The following is a 24,061-nucleotide window of genomic DNA, read 5'->3' on the forward strand; positions in this document are numbered from 1 at the left end:
CATAACGCCATAATTTGTTTAGGGAGGGTATAACAAAATGACGCTTACATTGTTCAAATCAGGTATCAATGAAGCAGTTGTTATTCACGAAATGCAAATCAAGGCATTTATGCCCTTACTAAATAAATATCAGGACTATGAAACAAACCCTGCGAATGAGTCATTGGAACGAGTAATAGATCGAGTAAATCAAACCTATTCGGATTATTACATTATTAAAAACGATAATATTCCAGTAGGGGCAATTAGGATTAGAAGAAAAGAAAATAAAGTGTATCGAGTCAGCCCCATTTTCGTTTTACCTGAACATCAAGGGAACGGAATTGCTCAAAGGGTATTTACTATTATTGAAGATAAATATAATGATGCGAGAATCTGGGAGTTGGATACCATATTACAAGAGCAAGGAAATTGCTATCTTTATGAAAAATTAGGATATCAAAAGACAGGCCAACTAAAACAAGTAAACGATAAAATGACATTAGTGAGTTATGAAAAACGTATAATTGAATCTAATCAATAGTGAAATAAACAGAAAGTTTAGGTTAACTCACCGAAGTCAGAAACAGCTTATAACAGAGTATTATCGCAGCGGGCCGGCTTGCGCCGTTCCTTGGTCCACCCGAGGCATTTCGAGGAGTTGAGTCAGGCGGACAACCCTGCGAACCTAACCGCGTTACGGCTTGCCCCGATGGGGTTTAAGTTTCTCGGGTTCGTAGATACAAGAACTTTACAAGTAACCGGAGAAGTGCATTTAAAAACATATAGAAAGATGGTATAACTATTTGAAACAAATCATTCATTTCTTATTATTGATTTCTTTCCTATGTAGTTGCTCCGGTGGCAATCGTACAAAAATTGATCAGAATCATAATACAATTTTTAGTTATAACAACAATTCATTGAAATCAGTAGAGATCAGTATGTATCGAACCAATTCTATAAGAGTCCAACCCGAGTTAATAAATGTATATTTTGAGCAATCTGAAATAGAAAAAATAAAAAGTTGGATTATGAATACAACAAATGCGACCACATCAATTTCCTCATCAATAAATTCAATTTTTCTTTATAAGTTCATTTATCAAGGATTAAATAATATTGAAGAAGAAAAAATGCTAGTATATGTGATAGACCAAAATAATGATGTATTTATTCATCAGATTTCGGCAGACACTTTAAGAAAAATAAATAGTTTTGATACATTCCAAGAAAAAGATCGGTCAACCATATTAAGTTATATAGGAGAAGATGATTGGTATAAGACAAACGATTTAATAATGAATTAAGAGACTGTGTAAGTAGTTCAAGAAGCCTCTGGCTGATAACAATATTCACGCTTCGGCCCATTCGGCCTTCGGTCCTGCCGAGGTTCTTCGGGGAAGCGGGAGCAGCCGGACAAATCAAACTCCCTAAGATAAGAGCTTTCTAAGGGGATTGATGTCGCGAATATAATAACGTTAGCCGAAAGCCCTTAAAAACTTGTAAATATGGGGTAAGCCAATGAAGTTAGAACTTAATAAAAATTTTGCTTGCAAGCTCAGCAATATGCTTATGTGCAAACTGATATGGTACAAGCATTTTCAGCCTTTTTGTGATGAGATCATTGAAGAACAAGAAAGACCACCGTATTGGATCATTGAATTGTCTGTTGTGAAATTCCAACCTACAGCGATTGAGATAGTGAATAATTATATATATTCGGAACCATTTGTTGAGTTAGATTATGACTATATGGCAAATCAATACATTGGGTGTCTTTATCTGAAATACACTAGTAGAGAAACATCTTGGGCTAGTTTTCTGTTTTCATCAGGAGAATATGCAGATAGTTGTCAATGTGTTAAAGAACAATGTGAATATTTTTATGAACTACTTACTAACTATGAAGACTCTGATTTTAATCCTGAAGTTGAACAGAGACAAAAAAAGGAGATATATAGTAAATTTAGTGCTGAAATAGATGAAATAAAACCCATATACATGTCTTTTAAGAGCTACTATAAAAAATATTTACAAGAGCAAAGAAATAATAACGAGTAGGTATTTCGAAGAAGAAGTGCCATCGGCTAACACCGTATTCACGCTGCGAGATTACCGCCCCTTGGTTGTCAGAAGCAAGCTCATAGACGTTAACTCAGACAACACACGACCCGGCCTAAGATAAGAGTTATCTAAGGCCGGGTCAGGTCATAGATGCGGGAACGTTTGGTGAAATTACCGAAGAACATGAAAGGAGTCAAATCCTTGAATGAGTATTATAGGTATATCCATGATTCTACAAAGAGCTTAGAAATCAAAATAGATGAACAAGTTGATGAGTTTTGGCAATGGTCGAAGACTCAAAAACAGGTTAATGAATGGGAAGCAAGTTACTCAGAATGGAGCTTAATTAATACATTACTTGATCGATTAGTACGTTTTACTGATTTTACTCAATGGGATCAAAGGACAATAAACAACATTCTATATTTAATTGCTCGTAACAATGAGTGTGAGACTCTGATTGATACAATAAGTGAAAATCCAGCATGTCTGATCTATTTATCAAGAGAAGGGCTAAAGTATCAGGACGATAATGCAAGATGGCAGTTGGTCCATTACCTTTCTAAGATAATAGTTGAGCAGCCTGAAGCGGAAAGGTTAATTCTGATGTATTGTGATGATCACATTGAATATGTAAGACGTAGAGCATTACTTGCCTTGGGGGATATCAAATCTGAACATGCTGAACAAAAAGCAATAGAGGCCTGGAGTTCAAATCTGGAATACCAAAGAATCGCAGCACTCGAAACGCTGTATCAAGTAGAATCACGAGAACTAGAGAAGTATCTACAATTAGGATTACAAGATTCATTTGATTATGTAAGGATGAACGCAGAAAGAATATTAAAATTATTACGTGATTAAATCGAAGAAGTCAGTAACCTCTCCTAACAACGTGTTCGCGCATCATGGGCAAACCCCCTCGGTCCGGCAGAGGAATTTCGAGGAAGTGGAAGCAGCCGGACACATCCGCACTGACTATGCGCTTCGCTCCCGGTCACTTCGTGACCTTAAGTCGGTGGGACGAACACAATAACGTTAGATGAAATCGGAATAAAGGAGAACTCATTTAATTTATGTTTAATACTCTTCAATCACAAAATTTATTGATGCTGGGATTTTCTTGCTAGGTTATTGGACTATGACTAATTTTTTCGAGTTAGAAACACGCTTTATTTTGAGTTTTTCATTAGCAGGTTTTTTGTTTATAGTTTCTGATTTTGTTAACTTCAAAATCGAAAGAATAAAGAAGACAAAGATATTAACTCGTACATTAAAGTGGAAACTTAAATCCTTAAGATACACCAGTGGATCAATGCTTTTATTATCAGCCTTTTCAATTGTTATTTTTCCTCATTTACCGATAAATTGGGAATCAGAAATTATTAAACGAATAAATGATTCTATAGTATTGCTAAGATTAGGTATCGCATTTTTCTTATTGGCTTGAAGTCTGATGCAGAATTTGATGAGATGTTGGATCGCAGAAGTGCTAATTCAACCCAACTTAATGAATCTGCTGAAGAGTTGAGAGCATCCATAAAAGAGCTAAAATCAGAATTATCAATATTGAAAAAACAGAATGAAGAAAGTTCTATGAATCTGAAAGCAAATCAAGAATATTCCGACATCATCTAACATTATATCCACACATTGGAGCCTGGCGGCTCCTCGGTCCGCAAGTAGCAATCGGCAAGGTAGCGGGATCAGAAATGACACATCCGCACCGACTAACCGCATCGCGCCCGGCGACTTCGTCGCCTTAAGTCGGTGGGAAGTCGTGAACACATTTACGTTATATGAAAGAGATGCAGAATAAAGACTAGAAAACAAATTGAGAACGCTTGTACGCGGATGTAAATAAAGGTAAAATATAACTACAATTGAATCTTGGGTGGGCATGGTTTCCCTTCGAAAGGAGGTGAAGCCATGGAAGTGAAAGATGCGTTAACGATCATGTTCCTCTTTGGAACGTTCATTATTGCTCTTTTAACATACATCAATAATAACAACAAGAGAAAGTAAAAACCCACCCAAAGGTTGAGGCCAGAGGTGGGTTTTGTTCCTTTACGACTTAGAAGGGAATAAACCATCCAAGCCAATTGTACTGACCAAGTGTTCGCAGCACTTGGTCTTTATTACATATATAATAACACAAAGAAAAAAATGTATCAAAGCGTGAAATAAAATTGGAATGACAATATAAACAAATATGCTTAAGGGCTAAACAAATATGACATCCCCATCATATAACATCGTATCTACGCTGCGGGCTGTTCGGCCCTTGGTTTGCAAGAATAGGCACGCTGAGAAGCGGAATCAGCTCACATGTATTATCAATGTAAGCGAATTAATAATAAAGTAAACCGAGGGGAACGGATCAAGGAATTTTAGCTGATTCGAAGTAGGCAATAACCTCGAATAACAACATATTCACGCTGCTGGCTCTGAAGGTCGCGTGGTGCCTGGAAGTTATAAGAAGTGAATCCGTAATTGAGGCGAGTTCAGAAGTAAGGAAGCGAATTCAGGAGACAACCCTGCGAGGCTGTCTCGGACCCAATGGAAAGTACTCCTTTAAGCCTCTCGGGTTCATGAATACAAGAACGTTATAAGAAATCCCCCGATAAAACTCATAGTAAAAACTGAAAGGAGAGAAAAGTAATAAAAGCATATAAAAGAATGGCAATGATACTGTTGATAATTGTGGCTTTATTCATGTTTTGGAACTCGTATCGTTCATCAACTATTGAAGCAGTTATTATTCAGAAAGTAAGTAGAAATGAAATAACCGTAGTAAATTTAAATAATAGAGAAAGAACAATAAAATTACCGATCGATATTTCTAAACTGTTAGAGGAGAATAAAGAATATATAATTTCTTACGACAAAAGACTCTTTGATAAACATAGACTTAAGTATATATCTTCACAAGTACCTGAATAACAGCTCAAGAATATACCAAATGAGTTAAGTCAATGCTTCGAAATCAGAGACATCTTATAACACTATATTCGCGCTAGGTCGCTATCGCTCTCCTTGGTCCGACCGAAGCAATAAGAAGCGGTTTTCGGAGATGGTATTTCAGTGGCGAAGAAGAATATTCAGCTGGACAACCTTGCACTTCTAACCGCGTCGCAATCATTCCCTACTGTCACTTAAGGCAGTGAAGGATCTTGAAAAAAACAACAACGTAAGACGATGAGATTATTGCTTGCCGAAAGAAAAATAGATCAAAGTCAAATGGGAGGCATTAAGTATATGTACAAATATATCTTTGTGGAGACTGGTCTTGGTGGATTTTTTAGAGAAGCTACACACCATGAAACAATAGCTGAATATGCCAAGAATGGGTGGAGATTAGTTCAAGTTTTACCAACAAACTATAATGGTCAAGGCAAGCCCACGAATTATGAAATAATCTTTGAAAAACTTGTAGACGAATAGAAGAAATTGAACATTAGGTTTACATAGGAAGGGCTTCATTTAAGATCAAATGTAAGAGCATAGATAAGAGAGAGTTCATATTATCCAAATTTTGTAGGGTTATATATAGGAGTATGAAATCGATTGGGAGTAACGCAAGATGGCAATAACCTCATCTAACATCATATTCACGCTGTGGGGCATTCGCCACTTGGTTTGCCCGACGGATTTCGACGAAGAATTTCAGGCAAGCACACCCGGACTCCCTAACCACGTCGCGGCTGGCTCCTTCGAAGCCTAAAGTGAGTGGGCCGCTAAGAATACAACAACGTTAGCCGAGATCATGTGCAAGTAATAAACTCATTGGAGGCAATATTTTATGACAAGTCATAAAGAAATTTACAATGAAAAATCTATTTCATATGAAGATATGATTAGTCGGCAGCCTGATTTAACGGAAGTCATTAAAGAAATAAAACCTTTTAAAGGGATTGATGTATTGGATCTGGGAGCAGGATCTGGAAGGCTTTCTAATTTTATTGCCCCGGAAGCTAAATCATTAGTGTGTACTGATATATCGAAGTCAATGTTGGATATTTTGAATGAAAAATTAAAAAGCAAAAATACGACTATAAATTGGACTACATTAGTGGCCGATCATCGGGAAATTCCTATTGAAGATTCTTCTGTTGATCTTGTGATATCTGGATGGAGTATAAGCTACTTAACTAATTCCAGTAATGAAGATGGAAATAAGAACCTTGAGACGATTATAAAAGAAATTAAAAGAGTTTTGAGACCAAATGGATCCATTATTATTTTGGAAACGTTAGGGACAGGAACGGAAACACCAAATCCTCCGCAATTCTTGAAGGAATACTATTCACTTCTTGAATGCAAATATGATTTTTCACACCGATGGATCAGAACAGACTATAGATTTTCTAATACATTGGAAGCAAAGAAAAATACGGAGTTTTTCTTTGGAACTGAACTTGCAAGAAAAATAGATGAGAACCAATGGTCAACAGTTCCAGAATGTGCGGGGATATGGTGGAAGCATCTGTGATTGGTTTGACGATGGTGACATCAGCTAACATCATATTCACGCATCAAGCATTCGCCTCTCGGTCCGGTAGGAGTTAGAAGTTGGATCAAAGAAGTATTTTCAGCAGCAGAGAAGCAAATTCAGCCGGACACATCCGCACCGACTAAGCGCTTAAGCTGCCGGCTCCTGACGGAACCTTAAGTCGGTGGGACGTCGTGAATACGGGAACGTGAAGTGAAATTACTGCAGGATAAACCTGAATAAAACATCTAAGACATAACCTATAAAAGCGTTATAAAATGAGCTATACGGAGGTAAGAATAAGTAAGGAGTGCCGTGCGGCGAACATGACTCCATGTACAATAACTGCGTAAAGAGCAGTCGGCCATGCAAGATGGGGCGAAAATAGACCGTTATCCTACCAGGGCGGTCTATTTCTTTTTTTATGTAGGTGAGTAATGTCAAAATGAACATGCCTACCTTGAACATTAAGGAGAGTGCATCTTCGCTGCGAGTATTCTCACCTTGGTTGTCAGAGGTTATATACATAGAAGAATATTCAGCAAACAACCCGGCCTAAGATAAGAGCTGTCTAAGGCCGGGTCATGTCGTAGATCGAGAACATTATCTGAAAGGATGTATGGTCACAGTAGTAAATGTTACTTCGCAAAATATTGAAGAAATGGGTTTCTTCTGTCGTGGGAACGTTAGCTGAAACCAGATAAATGAATAGTACTTCATAGTTTAACTTTAATTAGAAGGGAAAAGCGATATGAATACAAAATTGATTATTATTGAGGGATTACCTGGATCAGGGAAGTCTACTATCGCACAATTAGTATATGAGATGCTTACTGGCAGAGGTATTGAAGCTCAATTATTTCAAGAAGGTAGTTTAGAACATCCCGCTGATTACGATGGAGTTTCTTTTTATAGACAAGATGAGTTTAATCAGTTGTTATCCGACTATAAAGGATTTAAGGAAGTATTAGAGAGTAGGGCCATAAAACGCAGGAATGATTTTTTAATCCCCTATCGAAAAATAAAAAATGAATTCGGATCTGATTTTCCAGATGAGTTACTACAGGAGATATTCACAAAAGATATTTATGAATTGCCCTTCGATCAAAATGTTAAGCTGATTACGGAGAGGTGGAGTAGCTTTAAGAAAGATAGTTTTCATAATAATTCAATCCATATTTTTGAATGTTGTTTCATACAAAATCCTCTAACGATAGGTACTGTGAAATATAACATACAGAAAAGAGAAGTTATTAACTATGTTTTGCAATTGGAGGATATAATAAAGCCTTTGAATCCCTTATTAATTTATATTGATCAAAAAGATATCAGGTCCACTTTTGAGAAAGCAGTAAATGAAAGGCCAAAGGAGTGGTCGGATGGATTCATCGAATATTATACCAATCAAGGATTGGGTAAGATGCAAGGATATCATGGGTTTGATGGGGCTGTTCAAGTTCTCCAAGAAAGAAAGAAGATTGAACTAGAGATTTTTAATTTATTAGAAATTAACAAGCGAAAGATCGATAATTCCCAATATAATATTGAAACGTGTAAAGAAGAAATAAGAAAAATCCTTGTTATTATTTAGAAACAAAATGCAAAGTGAAACCATGCTCAAAGACGTGTCTGACATCAGCTAACATCATATTCACGGATCGGGCATATGGGTTCGGCAAATATTTCAGGGAAGCAGAGACAACCGGACACACCTGGCATACGCCAGGCGTCGTGAATACAGCAATACGTTGTATGAAATCATTGCAATATCAAAAAAACGAGGTGATTTTATTGGTGTCGAGCTACATACATCATCGGATTGACGAACCTCTTAAGAACTTAAGACTATATTGCAATTTGACAGAAGATCATCTATCAAGTTTAAGCAAAGAGGTTGAAGATACGCCTTTTAATGATGATAACATTTTAGATTGGATTAGTAATTCCGTAACGTACTCAGTCGAGTTAACAACAATTCTACGACACTCTTTGTTAGTCTCATTGTATTCATATTTTGAAAACCAATTGATATTATTATGTAAATCAATTCAATTTCATAATAACATCATTTTATCTGTAACAGAGATTAGAGGTTCGGGAATTGAGAAGGCTCAAATTTATATAAAGAAAGTTCTTGAATTAAACGTTCCAGACGATACAGTCGAATGGCAGTTTGTAATTCGATGTAACCTAATAAGAAATTGCATTGTTCACTGCGGTGGGGACGTAGATTTATTTCCACAAAAGAAAGAACTGCGCAGATTGATAGAAGAAACATCAAGTATATATGAGGGACCGAATAACAGAATTGTTCTTTCAAAAGAGTTTTTATATAAAATAATGGATTGTGTAGAAACTATATTAAAGTCGCTATATATAAATGCTAAAGAGACAAATTTACTCTATTGAGTTTCGAACATGACAATCGCATCAGCTAATATCATATTCACGCATCGGAGCCTCACGGTTCCTCGGCCCGCTGGCAGCTATGAGCAGGGAAGCGAATTTCAGCGGACACATTACACTTACTAACCCCATCGCAGCCAGCTCCTGACCGAGCCTTGTGGGACGTCATGAATACAACAACTATCAGACCATGGCAGAATAAAACTTGAAAAAAACGTGAATTAAATTCAATTTACGAATTCAATTATTGAAGGAGATAGATTTATATGAACATAAAATTGATTACCGAGAATGGAATTGATATTGCCCTTATAGATAGTAGTGAAATTTTGATTTATGATATTCAGTCCGCGTTGGATCTTATGGCTACTATTAGTTATCAAACAGGGGCTGATCGGTTTGTTCTAAACAAATCAACCATTGATGAGAAATTCTTCGATCTAAGTTCTGGACTTGCCGGAGAAGTTCTTCAGAAATTCACCAATTATCGAGTGAAAGTCGCTATCATAGGTGATTTTTCAATCTATTCGAGTAAAAGCTTAAAGGATTTCATATATGAGAGTAATAAAGCAAACCATATATTTTTCCTACCCATTGAACAACAGGCCATCGAAAGATTAAGCAAAATATAGATTATCATTTAACTCAGAATATGAATGCACCCCCCCAAAAAAAGTCCTTCGATTGTCATAAACGGAGGGCTTTTACCATTTCTTTCTCCATTACAGATACATTTTGAAAATAATTCGAACGATATCATTCGTTTTTACCAATAAATACTGTAAGGCTTAAGGGGGAGGTGGCAAATGAATCATTCAACTGATTATTTAAGGCTCGTTGCACTTACATTAGCGGGAAGCCGTGATGCATTTGGCGAGTTATATGAAGCAACCATCAAGGATGTATACAAAACCGTTTGTTTTCTTGTTAAAGAACAGTCTGACGCAGAGGATGTCATTCAGGAGATCTACATGCAAGTATATCGGTCTCTGGACAAGTTTGATGCAAACAGGCCGTTTCGGCCTTGGTTAATGGGCATCGTGATGCGGCAAATATTCAAGCACATCGAAGAAAAAGTTGGACGCATGTACGAATCATCAAAAGAGTGGAACAGATTGAACAATTGGTGGCCTATGATTTCTCCAACGAAGTGGTGAACAAGGTATCGAACCGTTCGCTGCTTGCATGCGTAGATCGGCTTCCTTTCAAGCTGAAAATCGTAATTACCCTGCATTATTTAAATGATTACACGCAAGAAGAGATTGCAGCCATACTCGAGATACCTCTGGGTACCGTAAAATCAAGGATCCATGCTGCTCTGCAAAAGATACGCAAAAAACAGAATATGAACATTCTGGCGATGGGAAGGGTGAAGAAACTAAATGAGTCTTGATGAAAGATTGAAAACGGCTTTTACGGAAGAAACCAAAGATTGGAACGTACCCGCGGATCTTAAGGGGAAAATATTGAGCCAGGTCGTAACTCATCAAACTGGACGGCGAATGAAAAAATGGATTGCTGCGGGTATTTTGGCCGCCGCCTTGTTAATCCCGACCGGTGCATATGCCGGGTACAGTTACCTAGCGGATTCCATCTATGGTTCGCAGGAGAATATCGCCAAGTATGGCGTAAGTCAAAAACAGTACGAAGAGCTCGAGGCAAAGCTGCAAAGCGCCAAACAAAACCTCAGTGAAGAGGAATTTACAAAATGGCTGTCTTTACTTCAAGAGTTGGAAACAATGAATTTGAAAATTGCCGATGCCCATGGGGACACCCATCCAGATCGATTGAGCCCAGAGGAGCTTAAACACTATAAAAGCTTAACATCAGAGCTTGAGCCTATCTTTAATAAATTGAACGAAATTCAATCATCATCAACAAGGGAAGTTAAAATGGTAGATAACGCTGCTTTTTGGGGAGGAATCGTAGACCAAGCCAGGCTGGCATTAAGTAAAGAGGAATTCGATGCGTTTCAAACATTGATCAATGAATGGAAGGCGTATGACGACAAGACGCTCGATCCGGATGGAAGCGTTCATTTAGAACGAATCTCAGAGGAAGATGAATCGAATATAGATCGGTTGACAGAGCAGCTGCAGCCGTATTTTAAGAAGTTGGGCATCATGGTTAAACCAAAATCTTGATTTTCCCTGATTATATGAGTTTTTTAAAATGAGCATTCTATACTGGAAGTAAGTCTATCAACATTGGGGGCGCATCATCACTGCGGGCCGATTGACGGCCCCTTGGTGTGCCCGGTTCGTAATCCATTTTTAAAGGATGATTCCATGAAAAAGAATCTTATACTCGTTGAAGGAATTCCGGGTTCAGGCAAATCCACATTTGCCCGATTTTTGGCCAATCAATTGAACGGAATGGGATCGCGTGTGGATTATATCTTGAAACGACATATGAGCACCCGATTATCGAGTTTACCGGTCACGAAAATAATGCAGTGTTCCTTGAAGCATATTATGATCGATGGTCTGAATTTCTGGATCATTTTCCTAAAGAAGTGGTTGTGATGGAATCAGCGTTTTTGCAGAATCCGATGGTTCATTTGCTCCATAAAGAAGCGGAAAGAGAGCTTTTTAAATCATTGGTACATAAAGTGAGTAATCGGCTGAGTACGGAAAATTGTAATTTGATCTACTTTTACCAGAAGGATACGCCAACCGCCATTAACAAGATGATCGAGGACCGTGGTGGCAGAGAGTACTTGTTGCGAAAACATGAGGAATATAAAGATGAGCCCTATTTTAGAAAACGGCAAGAGCAAGGACCCGAGTCGCACATCTCGTTCTTTTTGGAATATGCGGAAATTGCCAATGAGATTGTTCGTGAATTGAACATCCCAGCTGAGATCATCGAGAACTCGTCCGCAGATTACGAGGCGTATCAAAAACAAGCGCTGGAAAAATTCGATTTGAAATACGTTCCCGATCCCGTTCTTGAAACTTCATTGCTCAGGAAATACTCAGGTTTATATCATAATCAGGATATGGATCTAAAAATTTCAGTAGAATTCATCAAGGATAAACTGTGGATCTTTGGAAACAAAAAATTGAAGCCGAAAGGTACCGACCAATTTTATCTGGATGATATAAGCGTAACTGTAACGTTTATTACTGATCAATCGAATGTCACTGGATTATGGATAACCGAAAAGGATTTATATGCGAACCACAACGATGGGGGGACCGTTTTTGAAAGAATCTCAGCGCTTGATAACAATTCTGTTTAAGGCTTATAAATAGATGATACAATATATTTAAAACGTTTGGAGGGATCTAACGTGAAGTGGCAAGAGGTGCGGAAAATTTTCCCAAACCAATTTGTGAAATTTGAAATTCTTCATTCCGAAGAGAAAGATTGCCAAGAAATTATTGATGACGTGGCTGTAATTGGACCTATTAGAGATGAAGAAGCGACAGAGGAATTATTAAACAGCAAAGGAAAAACCTTGGTTTACCACACTTCAAAGGATCAGGTTATCGTAAAAATTCGGAAGAATGTTGGCCTGATTAAGGCAAATTCAATATAGACCTGGACAGCCTTGAACTACTACGTCTGCAATGATGATTGCGGATTTTTTGTTTATTTTTAGAGGATACAACCCCGTATCAGACACCAGCTTTCTGTAAACAAATATGGATATATTACCAAAACCGCTGCGAGAAAAGGAACGAGCATAACCATGGAAAATAAAATGAATCCCAAAGTAGATGCATTTGTAGGCAGAGCCACAATGTGGCTTGAAGAAACGGAGAAATTGAGAGAGATCCTGCTAGACTGTGGGCTTACCGAGGAATTGAAGTGGGGGAAACCTTGTTACTCGTCCCAGGGACGAAACATCGTGATCATCCAAGGGTTTAAAGCTTACTTGGCGCTGCTGTTTTTTAAAGGTTACTTGTTACAAGATCCTCACGGTGTTCTAGTCAAAACCGGGGAAAATACGAAGGTAGGACGCCAGATTCGGTTTAAAGATACCCAAGAAATCGTGCAGTTGGAACCCATCTTGAGAGCTTATATTGCGGAAGCCATTGAAGTAGAACGGTCCGGTGTGAAAGGGGATATCATCAAAGAAACACACCTCGATATTCCCGAAGAGTTTCAAAATAAACTAGATGAAAACCCTGCCTTGAAAGCGGCCTTTGATGCCCTGACGCCGGGGCGGCAGAGAGCGTACGTGTATTACTTTTCAGCGCCCAAACAATCCAAAACCCGGGAGTCCCGGGTCGAAAAATGTACGCAGCAAATCCTCGATGGCAAGGGATTGAACGATCGGTAAAATCCGGTAGGAAGGGCATAGCTAAGTTCATTTTTAAAGACGGATTTTACATCCGGAAAACGCAGCATTCATCCAATCCTTCAGGTCCTTTTATATACTTAGAATGTTGGTTATAGCTAATCACAAGGACTAGGGTGGGATGAAATGTTAAAACAACGTGATTTGCACGAATGCTATGCATTGTACAACCTGATGACGGATCCGGCCGTTTTTCCCTATGTCCGTTATCCATGCCAATCGTATGAGGAATACTTATTCATCACCAAGCAGTTGATCGTTGATGAAGAGCAGGGGACGTGCATTTCCAGAACGATCCTTGACGAGATCGGCCATCCCATCGGCACTATTGATTTATATCATATCCATCATCAAACAGGCTTCCTCGCGACTTGGATTGGGGCTCCTTACTTTGGAAAAGGGTATAACCAGCGCGCAAAGGAAGCATTTTTGGCTGAGCTGTTTCTTGGACATGATATCGAAACAGTCTTTTTGAAGATCCGCACCCAGAACATCCGATCGAAGAAAGCAGTGAAAAAGCTGCCGTATGTCAAATTAGCCAATGAACGGTACGAGCAGGTCTATCAATCGATTAATCATTCGCAGCAGCGTTATAATTTGTATTGTGTGGAGCGGTCCGATTTTTTGGAAAGCAGTGGAGGCATACAGCATGAGGTTGCCACATAACCGATCGTGCAAAAATGCTCTTAATGAAATTTCACGACCAGTCTAAAAAAAGTTAAGGCTGAGGTGCTTTGTCAACATATCATGAAGACCGTACTGTTGGGATGCTGCAGGCGGTTTTTTTCTTTTCAGAAGGAAACTCAATGGAACCCCCGGTAAAACGAATTTCACGCTGCAGGACTACCTTCCTTTGGTTGTCAGTTGTATAATCAAGGGAGACATAGCAGACAACAATCGACCCAGCCTAAGGTAAGAGCTATCTAAGGCTGGGGCTTTTCGTTGATACAGAGCGTTACCTGCAATCATATCCAATGACAATTAGGGGGGGAGATCAATGAAAGTTGACCAATCGGTAATCAATCAAATTCTTGATGTATTGGACCACCACGGAACAGACATTCATTTACTTGGTGGATATTTTAATAATGTTTACGAAATCACTTCCGAAGTACCGATCGTTGTTAAGATTTTTAATAGAGAGTTTAATACGGAGCAGGAAATTTTGTCTGAAATCGAATGGACTCAATTCCTTCATGAAAATGGAGTAAATGTATCGATTCCTATAATTATAAATGGAGAATCATATATCAATAATTTGGCGAACGATCTATTTTTTGTTGCTTACGAGAAAGTTAAGGGAACCCATATTGATATTAACGGTGAAGACTGGAACGAACAATTATTCAAGCAATGGGGTAAGGGGATGGGGACGATGCATTCCTTATCCAAAAAATACAAAGGAAAGTACAAACGACCGGAATGGAATGAGCATAAGATTTATCAGATGAGTATGGATTCGTTTGACAGTAAGATTAAAGAGAAATGGGAGCAATGTCTTGAAAATATCAAATCAATGGGCAAGTCTGAAGAATTATATGGAATCATACATGGCGACCTAAACCATCATAATTTTATATATGATAAGGGCGAAATCACCTATATTGATTTTGGAGACAGTGAATTTAATTGGTTTGCATATGATATTGCAATTGCTATATACCATGCATCGCAAACGATTAAAGATAGAACTCAGCGGGATCAGTTTGCGTCTATATTTTTCAATTCATTTATTGAAGGATATTTAATGGAGAATTCAGTGAATGAAATATTGAAGCACGTAGATTTTTTTGTTGATTTTAGGCATCTGTATTCATTTGTTTATCATAATCAGTTTTCACAAAAAGATCAGTTGAATAGACAACAGCTTAAATATTTAGAAGAAATGGGACAGACCATAATAAAAGAGAAAACTTATTTGAGAATTTCGTTAGTTTAACAGGAAGGCATATGACATTAGCTAATAATACATCTACGGTGTGGTCTTTGTCCTTGTTTCGCTAGAGAACGGCAGTAAGTGGATTAAACTCAACCCCCTTCAAGGCTAAGTCTGTCCGGATCGGCTCGTCGTCATGAATACAAAAATGTTAGCTGAAAACAACGAAATAGTGACTGAAAATAGAACTGAAAATAGAACTGAAAATAGAACTGAAAATCGGAAGGAATATAAAGAATGAATTTAATCCATATCGAACCAATTAATAAAAGTAATTTTGAAAAAGCCCTCTCGATATCTTTACTTCAATCCCAAGAGAAGCTAGTTCCCTCTGTTATCGAATCTTTAGCATGGGCTTATATCAAACCGTGGGATGAGGCTTTTGATCCATATATTTTGTGTAAGGATGATAAGACATTTGGATTTTTTTATCTTTCCTATATACCTCATAGTACGAATAACTACTGGATCGGTGGTTTTCAAATTGACAAGGAGTATCAAGGGATTGGATTAGGAACACAATCTCTAAAAAGAATAATAGAATTTATTCAAGACATGCACAAACAATGCGAAGTAATATCTCTAACCATCGAAAAAAGTAATGTTCATGCTAGAAAGCTTTACGAGAAATTAGGGTTTGTAAATCAAGATAGAGAGAATCAAGATGGTGAGATAATATATAAACTAAAGTTAAAATAAAACTTGTGTTTGGCTACTCGAAAACCCGGCTGCCTTAAGCCGCTTGGACGTCAGCAATGTAAAAATGTTAACTGAAATTGATGAAAAATTAAAAAATCGAAAGCCTGAGGATCCATATGCCATTTAAAGATGCATTTAATACTTTTCCTAAGCTTGAAACTGAGAGATTTATACTGAGAGAGTTACGTTCTGATGATGCCAAGGAATATTACGCTTATCTCTCGGATCATGAAGTAACAAAATATTGGGGATATGAAGGACCTAAAAATATGGAGACAGCCGCAAAAACATTTACGCGGTTTCAAAACGCATTTACTAGAAAAGAAATGATTACTTGGGGAATAGCTTCCAAAGATGATGATAAGATTATTGGGACATGCATATTGAACGATTTTTTTAGAGCATCAATGGTTAACTTGTCCTACAACTTATCAAGAGATCATTGGGGAAAAGGAATAATGACCGAAGTGCTCCAAACGATCATTCCCTTTGCATTTCATGTGCTTGATATGAATCGAATACAAGCTAAAGTAATGCCAGAAAACAATTCATCTGTAAAACTTTTATCAAAATTGGGTTTTGTGCAGGAGGGTTTACTTCGGGACTTTATATTTGGTGAGATCATTACGGATACATTGATATTTTCAATTTTAAAGAAAGATTTTATTGAAAAGGCTTCTTTGAGTTAATTCAGAGATGTTATCAGCACTAGCTAGCATCGTATTTATGCTTCGGGCTATTGCTCCCGGTCCGCCCGAGGCAGTTCGAAGAAGTGGAATCAGGCGGACGACTCTGTGATAACCTAACCGCCTCGCGGTCGGCAGCAGAAGCTGCTTAGGTTTTCGGGCTCGTGAATACGGGAACGATTCTTGCTATCACAAATCAAGTGAATCTTCAAGTTCATGCTTTAACTGATTCAATATTTCTGGAGCACTTGTTAAAATACCCTTTTTAAGAAGGAAGATTATTGTATCTTCAATAGAGCACGTGGTGGAGTTGTTGTTGATTTGGTTGATTATATTGATTTTGTTTATTATGCTCTTAGGAAGCCGAATAGTAATTTCTTCTGTAACTGATGAATCATTTGTATTAGTAATTCTAGTTTGAATAGATGGTAGTGTTATTTTTCGCCCTGAACTTGTTTGAACGAATTCTAATCGAGGATTATTTCCTGAATTCATTCTAATATTTCTCTCAAGTGTTTGAGCAAAGGATAATTCAGGTTCTTTTGCAGAACTAGATACTAAATTTCTATCAATAATTAATTTTGCAAGTTCCTTAGAAGATAAAGGTTGGTTAAATTCTTTTAATAAGGTTTCTGCAGCTTGTTGAACAGTCAACATAAAGTCACCTCTCCAATGATTATGATCTGATTATAATCATTGGATCTGGGATTGTAAAGTGATTTTTTGGTGTTGCGGTAAACTATTCTGGATGATTATTCAATGAAGGCAATAACTTCATCGACATTGCATTCAACGCGGTGGGCCGAGCGGCCCTTGGTCAGTAAGGGGCATTTCGGGGGAGTGATTCCACCGTCGTGGATGCAAAACGCAAAGGAGCTCAGAGCATTGACATACAGATGATTCAAGGAGGGTTTATACATATTGAAAGATCACGAGGAAATCCTAACTGGTGGAAATATTAATAAAGTCGTAAAGGTAGGAGAGACGGTCCGCCGTGAATCAAAACCAAACCCATATGTAAATGATCTTCTTAGGTACCTCGAGAAAGAAGGTTGTCCATACGTTCCGAGATATTTGGGAGTTGACGAGAGGGGAAGAGAAGTACTCTCTTACATTCAAGGCGTGGTTCCCGGGAATAATTACCCTGAAAATGAAAGTTATATGTGGTCAAATATGGCGCTGGCTGAATTGGCAAAGATCCTAAGGGGCTTCCATGATTCATCTGTAGGATTTTCAACATCTGAAAAATCTTTAAATGATTATCCAGAGGAATCTCAGCATGAAGTAGTCTGTCATAACGATGCTGCGTTATATAACATTGTGTTCAAGGACGAGCTCCCAGTTGGGATTATTGATTTTGATATGGCGGGATTTGGGCCCCGTATTTGGGACATTGCTTATACTCTGTACACGTCTGTTCCCCTAGCTGGGTTTGCGCCAAGCGGAGAAGATTATACTGTTGTTGAATACAACAAAATAGATCATGCATCCATGCGGAAAGAACGAATAAAGTTATTTTTTGATTCCTACGGTATGGATATGCCGATGGATTTAAAAAGATGGGTTATTTCTCGTATCAATTTTATGTGTACCACACTGTCTGAGCGTACTGCCGCCGGGGATCCTGCCTTTATAAAACTAGTTGAAGAAGGTCATCTAGCTCATTATAAAAAGGAATTAATCTTCCTAGATAAACATTTCGATGATTGGAGTTAATTGGTTCTCTCCGCCGGTAGCGAAGTAAATTCGATTGAGGTACTCTGGGTTTGACGGAGCATATTCAGCGGACACATCCATACTGACTAATTGCATCGCGGTCGGCAGCTGTCGGAGCCGTGAATCTAACCCATTATTATTTTTGGTTTCAGAGGAGAGAGCTTCTACATGAATCTGATTTGTCAAATATCTGAGAATGAAGTAATTGCTGAATTCTTGAAAGCTGAAATAAATTCAAATAGATTTCGGGACAGGGTAATTACTGCACTTAATGGTATTGAAATAGGTATAATCAATCAACCTGACTTAAGTAATACAACTGAAAACCAAATACGAAAGAAAGTTTTAGGGGAATTCAGAGGATATGGTTTTGCAACAAGGACTTGTTCGAGGGTTTTCCTTCAGATGTGGCTTGGTATAAAGCCTCTATTGATAAAGATGTGCTCTATAACGTGATGTATATCAATTATAGTTATTGGAATGAAATCTCGAACAATACAAGACTACCTATTAATGCAAGACTCAATATACATAATGATGTTAGAGTATTTGGTGTTAGTAACCAGAGCTTTATTGATATCAGTTTGGCAATTAAGAGGGGGGAGTCCTTTCCTAGATTGATTTTTGTTTCTATGAATAAAAACTCGAGAATAGTTGTATTAGAAGGCCATGCGAGGTTAACGGGCTATTTCCTAGCTCTTGAATATCTCCCTAAAAAATTAGAAGTAATTATTGGTTATTCAGAGGGTTTTAAAAACTGGGACTTATATTGAATATTAGGAAGTCGCCGACATCCAATAACATCATATTCACGCATCGGGGCTTGGGATAAACCAATGGAGACTTGTATCTCTATTTTTCTATTGAGAAAAAATAAAAATATTAGTCGCGTTCCCGTCCGCCCTGGGGGGTTAAGGCTCTAGGATTGGCCAATACAAGAACGTTAAGTGAAATAATGACATATCCACGCTGGGGCTAAAGCTCCTTGGTTGTCAGATGTATTTTCGTAGAAGAAACTCAGACACAAACGCCTCAACCAAAGATAAGAGCTATCTAAGGTTGGGGCGTTGCTTCATTGTAAAGCGGAATAATTATAAAAAATAAATAAAAGAATAATAGCCGCTTAGTAGAACAATTACGTATGGTAACATCAAGAGTAAGAAGGGAGTGGAAAGATCAACTCTCGCAAAAACCTACAAGAAATGAGGAGTCAAATTGATCGATCCATCTTTTGTTTTACGGTCTGTGATTCATGGTGATTATTTGCGTCAATTATTGTCACCGCAATATTCACTTGGTCCTTGGATTGAATGCAATTATTTATTAAGAGGGCTAAATGACACATATAAAGTACGAACCCATCAAGGCTTCTATGTATTAAGAATTTATCGTGTTGAGGTACAAGAGGATCAAATCCAATATGAACTATCGATAATAAACAAACTTTCTAACATATTATTGGATGACACAACACAAGTCGCAGTACCTATAAGCAAACTCGATAATAGTTTTTATAGTGTAATTCATGCTCCTGAAGGGAATAGATTTGCTGTATTGTTCCAATATGCTGAAGGTGAAGAAAATCCACTAAATGATGAAGATTCTTGTTACTTATTTGGTCAATCCGCTGCAAAATTGCATCACGCCATGGATCAAATAAAAATCGGACTACCAAAGCATGAACTGGATACTGATTTTCTCATTAGGCAGCCGGTTGAGCGAATTATAAATTACGTAGGTAAGGATCATTCACAGTCGGAATTTTTATTGGATTTTGCAAATGAATTATGTGCGATTATTGAAAGAAGAATTGAACTGGGTTTAGACTGGGGTATTTGTCATGGAGATTTGCATGGCAATAACAATGTTCAATTTAAAGAAGGGACATGTACACATATTGATTTTGAATGGTCCAGCAAAGGATGGCGTTCATATGATCTTGCTCAAGTCCTCATTTCAAGAAGGCGGCATCATCCAATAGACCAAGCAAATACTTTATGGAACGCAATTATTAATGGATACAGGTCTGTTAGACACTTTTCTGCGAATGACGAACATGCTGTTGAGGATTTCGTAATCGTCCGAAGACTTTGGGTAATGAGTCTGGATGTGGCATTTATCAACTCGTTTAGTGGATCTCTTGATTATGGCGAAGATTGGTTAAATGGATTTATTAATGAATTTAAAGCATATTTGTCCAGGTAATATGAAGAAGGCGAGAGGATCCGATAACGGTGTTCAAGCATCGGCAGACAAACTGCTCTGTCCGGGAAGTTAAGTGCCGGGATACAGATCTACCAACCGATACTGCCGGCAATATTACTATGTTTCAAGAAGGCGCCAGGCGAAAGACTCTGCAGAAAAGGGTTGAAACAAATATGTGTTAGATTGGAGAGGTGACTTTGAAGATAGAAAAAGTATTTGAATATGATATAAGTAACGAATTAGAAGCAGCTATACAAGGATTATTAATCGACAGTTTTCCGGATATCTATCCTAAGGATCGAATTTATTTTAAACAATTACCGCATTTTAGATTTCTGGCTTTTAACGAAGAAAATCAACTCATAGGGCATGTAGGATTAGAATATAGAGTGATGAATCTGAATGGGAGAGCTGTGAAAATACTGGGTCTAATTGATTTGTGTGTTTCACAAAACTGTCGTTCACAAGGAGTAGGTTCAAAACTGCTTTTAGAAGTTGATAAATTTTCTGAGGGCCGAAATATCGATTTTATACTTTTATTTACAGATAAGATGAACTTCTATTTGAGAAATGGATATAAGCCGGTAAAGAATAAATGTAAATGGATGAAAATTGATTATGAAACGCAGACAACCAATGGTATAGGCCATGAAGAGGTTGATCAGTTAATGATCAAGGAAGTAGGAAAGGCGGCTTGGAGCGGGGGAGACTTGGATTTTTTAGGGTATTTTTATTGATCTAATGTTTTAAAGAGGGGATGTAAGGGATAAAATGGCTGGCTAACGTTATACGAAATAATACGATAAAAAAAAGAGGAACCACAATGAAAAGAGGAATTACTTTAGAAATCCCAAATGAATATGGAAGTTTTCTCTCGGAGCTGTTAGAGCCCCTCGAAGTATCCCAATATGATTGGCGTATTGGAGGAGAGGAGTCCTACTTAATAAATGACGGCGATTTAGAGCCGCTATTCCCTGACAATGTAGAAGCAGTGAACGGCGCGCTTTTTAATAATATCATTCGAAAGACGTATTATTTGATCTTTGCAGATCTCAAAGCGTTTCCAAAAGGCAAAAAAGTAATTCATGTTGAAACCTATGAAGAGTTTTTGAACAGCGAATGTTACCTTGTTCTGTTGGTAGTGGATAGCGTCTATATCACTATTTACTGTAAGAACGATAATGAAATCGATATTCTATATAATAATGCCATTAAAAAAGGATTCATAAATGTCCGTCATATCACTGATAAGAACGATTCAAGGACTAAGTTATCTGTAAGGTAAAAAGTAACTGCGTCGCAGCTGCCCTCTTTGAGCTTAGTTTGTTATTGGTGAGAATTCATGAATACTGGAATGTTTATGAAAAAGCACAAAAAACATGTGAAGAAAAGGAATCTAATCCATGAACATACATGATATTCCCGATGAGATATTGGGACAAATCGGAAAAATCCATAATATTAACTTTCCACGACAGGGTCATACTTCAATCGTGGCGATACTTGAAACTACGAATGGGAAATTTGTAATCAAAAAGACAGAAAACGAACTCTATAATGAGTGGTTATTAGAAGAATATAAGGCTCTTCAATACCTCTCGCAAACAGGACTACTTGTTCCTAAAGTTTATTCTTTTCATATTGAGAATAAAACGAGATGGCTTTTAATGGACTATATTCATGGTATAAGTTTGCGAGCGTTTTTATCCGGAACACCAAACCTCAAAGATAAAGAAAAGGCAATTACTAATTTTGGATTATGTTTAAGAAGTATACATGAATGCCCGTGTCCGATTGAATTAATCAAAGACGATAAACCGTGGTTAGATACAATGCTCAGTAAAGCAGAATATAATCTAAAACACTTTGAAGTTGACGGAACAGAAGAGCTTCTCTCACAACTGAGAGGGGTTAGGCCCAAATCCATGGAAAACACATTAATTCATGGTGATTTTACAATCGACAATGTATTGGTGAATGATTGCAGTATTGTAGGAATTATTGATTGGTCCGGAGCAGCATACGGAGATCCAAGATATGATGTTGCATTAGCAATAAGACCCAAATTTAATGCCTTTGATCATGATCGAGATAGAGAGTTATTTTTAAATGCGTATGGAAAGATAAGATTGACTGAAGATGAATATAATTATTTCGAGGGTGGGTTATATCAATTCTTTTAGTATCGTAGTGAAGCATGCTCCTTCATATAACACTATGAAGAATGCAAAACGTTACTGAAATAAGCATAAGTGGAATAGGGGTGAACAATGCACGTCACAATAGATAGAACGTTAAAAGAGACATGGTTACATAATATAAAGAATGATTATTTATCAAATTTCATTTTACTTGAAGACAGCTTAAAGAACGTTTTTTATTACCATGTAAGGAGTAAACTCACTGATGCTTTTTTGAATGAGAATAACTTAAGAATCTACACAGAATTGAACACAGGGTATGGGGAACGGATTGATATTAAGAAAAGAGATAATCAATGTCAGTCTTACTTAGCATTTATGCATGAGGCGGAATATAAATTAGAAGAAGTCTCATGGTTAAATCCCAAACAACAAATTACCTGGGCTAAGGGGAATCTAACAGAGTTATCTGGCTTTTATAAGAAAAGATTGTGTTATAACGGAATGAACGAAGATCTAAATAATCCGAAGGTTTATTCGGATAACAATATATTTGCGCTACGGATTCGGAGTGAAAAAGAGATTTTGGGAAAGAGTATTTTTTTAAAGCTCTAGAAGCTGCCCAAAAGCATGTAAATTATCTAAACATTAGGTAAAGAAAATCTATCAGTAATCTTCACATATTATTTTAATTATAAAATCATATTTTTAATTCCTCATTCAAAAAAATAAACGTTACCTATCAAGTTATTATTCTCTCTGTTTTTATTTATGGGTGTCACCTAGCCACCCCATTTTTTGTTCTTCATAATCATGACTAGGAAAATAATAATGGCTGCAACAATACTTATAATGCCTCCAGCAAATGTGTACTTAGTTATTCCCCAAATGTAACTGGGAACGTTTATATCAACTCCATTCATGGTCATATTTTGAGTTTTTAAGAAAACTGCAGAAAAAAGCAATACTTGTTCTAGTCCTGCAAGTCCAGACAAAAATACCCCACATAGCAGAAAAATCAACGCTGTGTTCCGGATAATTTCCTCCTCCTTTTTAATACATAGGCTTACCGTTTAAAGTAAGCCTATGTAAAAGTTACATTAATAATTACAACAATAAATAAATATTTTATATTATTCCGGTCACAGAAGATAAACATATGTAAGTTATTGTGTCAACTAATACACTATTTTAGCTAAAATTTTGTTGACACTGTAATTGTATCCTATATTTTGGAAGATATACATGGGAGATACGGTCTATTGCTGTCTAATTGACACCTATTATGTCGAATTATATATATTTTTTCGAATATAAAACATTTAGCAATTAATGGAGGATGGTTTTCCTAGTACTTTTTTATATTCCTACTATATTTTTTCTAGTCATAACCTCTCATCAAAACTGGTAAGATTTATATAGGCA

The 24,061-nt window shown here is 37.3% G+C and carries 28 protein-coding genes and 1 pseudogene; 26 read left to right on the forward strand and 3 right to left on the reverse strand.

All coding sequences use genetic code 11. The features are described 5' to 3' along the window. Positions 1 to 37 precede the first annotated feature (37 nt). The 8 genes from RJP21_RS21545 (at position 38) to RJP21_RS21580 (ending at position 6,538) form a co-directional block, all read left to right on the forward strand. Entirely contained in the window at positions 38 to 523 is a 486-nt protein-coding gene (locus tag RJP21_RS21545; RefSeq protein WP_310861118.1) for a GNAT family N-acetyltransferase, read from the forward strand. Between the two features lie 262 nt (positions 524 to 785). Continuing rightward, complete coding sequence (locus tag RJP21_RS21550) at positions 786 to 1,289, forward strand: hypothetical protein (protein WP_310861119.1); 504 nt, start codon at positions 786 to 788, stop codon at positions 1,287 to 1,289. A 214-nt stretch (positions 1,290 to 1,503) separates the two neighbouring features. Continuing rightward, positions 1,504 to 2,043, forward strand: coding sequence for a hypothetical protein (locus RJP21_RS21555; RefSeq protein WP_310861120.1), 540 nt, complete (start codon positions 1,504 to 1,506; stop codon positions 2,041 to 2,043). Between the two features lie 204 nt (positions 2,044 to 2,247). Continuing rightward, positions 2,248 to 2,910, forward strand: coding sequence for a HEAT repeat domain-containing protein (locus tag RJP21_RS21560; RefSeq protein ID WP_310861121.1), 663 nt, complete (start codon positions 2,248 to 2,250; stop codon positions 2,908 to 2,910). 1,065 nt (positions 2,911 to 3,975) lie between these two features. Further along, entirely contained in the window at positions 3,976 to 4,071 is a 96-nt protein-coding gene (gene comI, locus RJP21_RS21565) for a competence inhibitor ComI (protein ID WP_015736610.1), read from the forward strand. 1,233 nt (positions 4,072 to 5,304) lie between these two features. Then, positions 5,305 to 5,490 carry a DUF4177 domain-containing protein gene (locus RJP21_RS21570; protein WP_310861122.1) on the forward strand — a complete coding sequence of 62 codons (186 nt, stop codon included), beginning with the start codon at positions 5,305 to 5,307 and terminating at the stop codon, positions 5,488 to 5,490. Positions 5,491 to 5,629: 139 nt separating this feature from the next. After that, positions 5,630 to 5,770 carry a hypothetical protein gene (locus tag RJP21_RS21575; protein WP_310861123.1) on the forward strand — a complete coding sequence of 47 codons (141 nt, stop codon included), beginning with the start codon at positions 5,630 to 5,632 and terminating at the stop codon, positions 5,768 to 5,770. A gap of 78 nt (positions 5,771 to 5,848) precedes the next feature. Beyond that, positions 5,849 to 6,538: a class I SAM-dependent methyltransferase gene (locus RJP21_RS21580; protein ID WP_310861124.1), complete on the forward strand. Its 690-nt coding sequence runs from the start codon at positions 5,849 to 5,851 to the stop codon at positions 6,536 to 6,538. A 219-nt stretch (positions 6,539 to 6,757) separates the two neighbouring features. On the opposite strand, the gene RJP21_RS31330 is transcribed toward RJP21_RS21580, so the two are convergent. After that, entirely contained in the window at positions 6,758 to 7,066 is a 309-nt protein-coding gene (locus RJP21_RS31330; RefSeq protein WP_397386254.1) for a putative holin-like toxin, read from the reverse strand. Positions 7,067 to 7,289: 223 nt separating this feature from the next. On the opposite strand from RJP21_RS31330, the gene RJP21_RS21585 reads away from it, so the two are divergent. From RJP21_RS21585 to RJP21_RS21635, 11 genes and pseudogenes are all read left to right on the forward strand, one after another. Further along, on the forward strand, positions 7,290 to 8,129 hold the full coding sequence (locus RJP21_RS21585; protein ID WP_310861125.1) for a P-loop NTPase family protein: 840 nt from the start codon (positions 7,290 to 7,292) through the stop codon (positions 8,127 to 8,129). Between the two features lie 1,081 nt (positions 8,130 to 9,210). Further along, positions 9,211 to 9,576: a DUF4180 domain-containing protein gene (locus RJP21_RS21590; protein ID WP_310861126.1), complete on the forward strand. Its 366-nt coding sequence runs from the start codon at positions 9,211 to 9,213 to the stop codon at positions 9,574 to 9,576. A 174-nt stretch (positions 9,577 to 9,750) separates the two neighbouring features. Then, positions 9,751 to 10,337 (forward strand): annotated as a pseudogene (locus tag RJP21_RS21595) (sigma-70 family RNA polymerase sigma factor). Continuing rightward, positions 10,327 to 11,088 (forward strand): DUF3600 domain-containing protein, encoded by a 762-nt coding sequence (locus tag RJP21_RS21600; RefSeq protein ID WP_310861127.1) that lies wholly within the window; start codon positions 10,327 to 10,329, stop codon positions 11,086 to 11,088. The pseudogene RJP21_RS21595 and the gene RJP21_RS21600 overlap by 11 nt, the downstream one beginning before the upstream one ends. A gap of 380 nt (positions 11,089 to 11,468) precedes the next feature. Beyond that, positions 11,469 to 12,188, forward strand: a complete 720-nt coding sequence (locus tag RJP21_RS21605) for a hypothetical protein (RefSeq protein WP_310861128.1) — start codon at positions 11,469 to 11,471, stop codon at positions 12,186 to 12,188. 51 nt (positions 12,189 to 12,239) lie between these two features. After that, positions 12,240 to 12,488 (forward strand): hypothetical protein, encoded by a 249-nt coding sequence (locus RJP21_RS21610; protein ID WP_310861129.1) that lies wholly within the window; start codon positions 12,240 to 12,242, stop codon positions 12,486 to 12,488. A 153-nt stretch (positions 12,489 to 12,641) separates the two neighbouring features. Then, entirely contained in the window at positions 12,642 to 13,235 is a 594-nt protein-coding gene (locus RJP21_RS21615) for a YdeI/OmpD-associated family protein (RefSeq protein WP_310861130.1), read from the forward strand. Positions 13,236 to 13,379: 144 nt separating this feature from the next. Continuing rightward, on the forward strand, positions 13,380 to 13,919 hold the full coding sequence (locus tag RJP21_RS21620) for a GNAT family N-acetyltransferase (protein WP_310861131.1): 540 nt from the start codon (positions 13,380 to 13,382) through the stop codon (positions 13,917 to 13,919). 331 nt (positions 13,920 to 14,250) lie between these two features. Then, positions 14,251 to 15,192, forward strand: coding sequence for a phosphotransferase enzyme family protein (locus tag RJP21_RS21625; protein WP_310861132.1), 942 nt, complete (start codon positions 14,251 to 14,253; stop codon positions 15,190 to 15,192). 234 nt (positions 15,193 to 15,426) lie between these two features. Next, positions 15,427 to 15,888: a GNAT family N-acetyltransferase gene (locus RJP21_RS21630; RefSeq protein WP_310861133.1), complete on the forward strand. Its 462-nt coding sequence runs from the start codon at positions 15,427 to 15,429 to the stop codon at positions 15,886 to 15,888. Positions 15,889 to 16,004: 116 nt separating this feature from the next. Continuing rightward, positions 16,005 to 16,577, forward strand: a complete 573-nt coding sequence (locus RJP21_RS21635; protein ID WP_310861134.1) for a GNAT family N-acetyltransferase — start codon at positions 16,005 to 16,007, stop codon at positions 16,575 to 16,577. Positions 16,578 to 16,763: 186 nt separating this feature from the next. On the opposite strand, the gene RJP21_RS21640 is transcribed toward RJP21_RS21635, so the two are convergent. After that, the gene (locus RJP21_RS21640) at positions 16,764 to 17,231 is read right to left on the reverse strand and encodes a winged helix-turn-helix domain-containing protein (RefSeq protein ID WP_160042664.1); all 468 of its coding nucleotides are present in this window, start codon (positions 17,229 to 17,231) and stop codon (positions 16,764 to 16,766) included. Positions 17,232 to 17,495: 264 nt separating this feature from the next. On the opposite strand from RJP21_RS21640, the gene RJP21_RS21645 reads away from it, so the two are divergent. From RJP21_RS21645 to RJP21_RS21675, 7 genes are all read left to right on the forward strand, one after another. Continuing rightward, the gene (locus tag RJP21_RS21645) at positions 17,496 to 18,290 is read left to right on the forward strand and encodes an aminoglycoside phosphotransferase family protein (RefSeq protein WP_310861135.1); all 795 of its coding nucleotides are present in this window, start codon (positions 17,496 to 17,498) and stop codon (positions 18,288 to 18,290) included. Positions 18,291 to 18,697: 407 nt separating this feature from the next. Next, entirely contained in the window at positions 18,698 to 19,063 is a 366-nt protein-coding gene (locus RJP21_RS21650; protein ID WP_310861136.1) for a hypothetical protein, read from the forward strand. Positions 19,064 to 19,505: 442 nt separating this feature from the next. Then, positions 19,506 to 20,495 carry a phosphotransferase enzyme family protein gene (locus RJP21_RS21655; RefSeq protein ID WP_310861137.1) on the forward strand — a complete coding sequence of 330 codons (990 nt, stop codon included), beginning with the start codon at positions 19,506 to 19,508 and terminating at the stop codon, positions 20,493 to 20,495. A 191-nt stretch (positions 20,496 to 20,686) separates the two neighbouring features. Further along, positions 20,687 to 21,232, forward strand: coding sequence for a GNAT family N-acetyltransferase (locus tag RJP21_RS21660; RefSeq protein ID WP_310861138.1), 546 nt, complete (start codon positions 20,687 to 20,689; stop codon positions 21,230 to 21,232). An 86-nt stretch (positions 21,233 to 21,318) separates the two neighbouring features. Further along, complete coding sequence (locus RJP21_RS21665) at positions 21,319 to 21,780, forward strand: DUF2691 family protein (RefSeq protein ID WP_310861139.1); 462 nt, start codon at positions 21,319 to 21,321, stop codon at positions 21,778 to 21,780. A 118-nt stretch (positions 21,781 to 21,898) separates the two neighbouring features. Beyond that, positions 21,899 to 22,678, forward strand: a complete 780-nt coding sequence (locus RJP21_RS21670) for a phosphotransferase family protein (protein WP_310861140.1) — start codon at positions 21,899 to 21,901, stop codon at positions 22,676 to 22,678. Between the two features lie 87 nt (positions 22,679 to 22,765). Continuing rightward, positions 22,766 to 23,251, forward strand: coding sequence for a hypothetical protein (locus tag RJP21_RS21675; protein WP_310861141.1), 486 nt, complete (start codon positions 22,766 to 22,768; stop codon positions 23,249 to 23,251). Between the two features lie 167 nt (positions 23,252 to 23,418). On the opposite strand, the gene RJP21_RS21680 is transcribed toward RJP21_RS21675, so the two are convergent. Next, positions 23,419 to 23,631 carry a hypothetical protein gene (locus RJP21_RS21680; protein ID WP_310861142.1) on the reverse strand — a complete coding sequence of 71 codons (213 nt, stop codon included), beginning with the start codon at positions 23,629 to 23,631 and terminating at the stop codon, positions 23,419 to 23,421. Positions 23,632 to 24,061: the final 430 nt, after the last annotated feature.

Source organism: Paenibacillus sp. VCA1 (assembly GCF_031583795.1).
Lineage (GTDB): Bacteria > Bacillota > Bacilli > Paenibacillales > Paenibacillaceae > Paenibacillus_AQ > Paenibacillus_AQ albilobatus.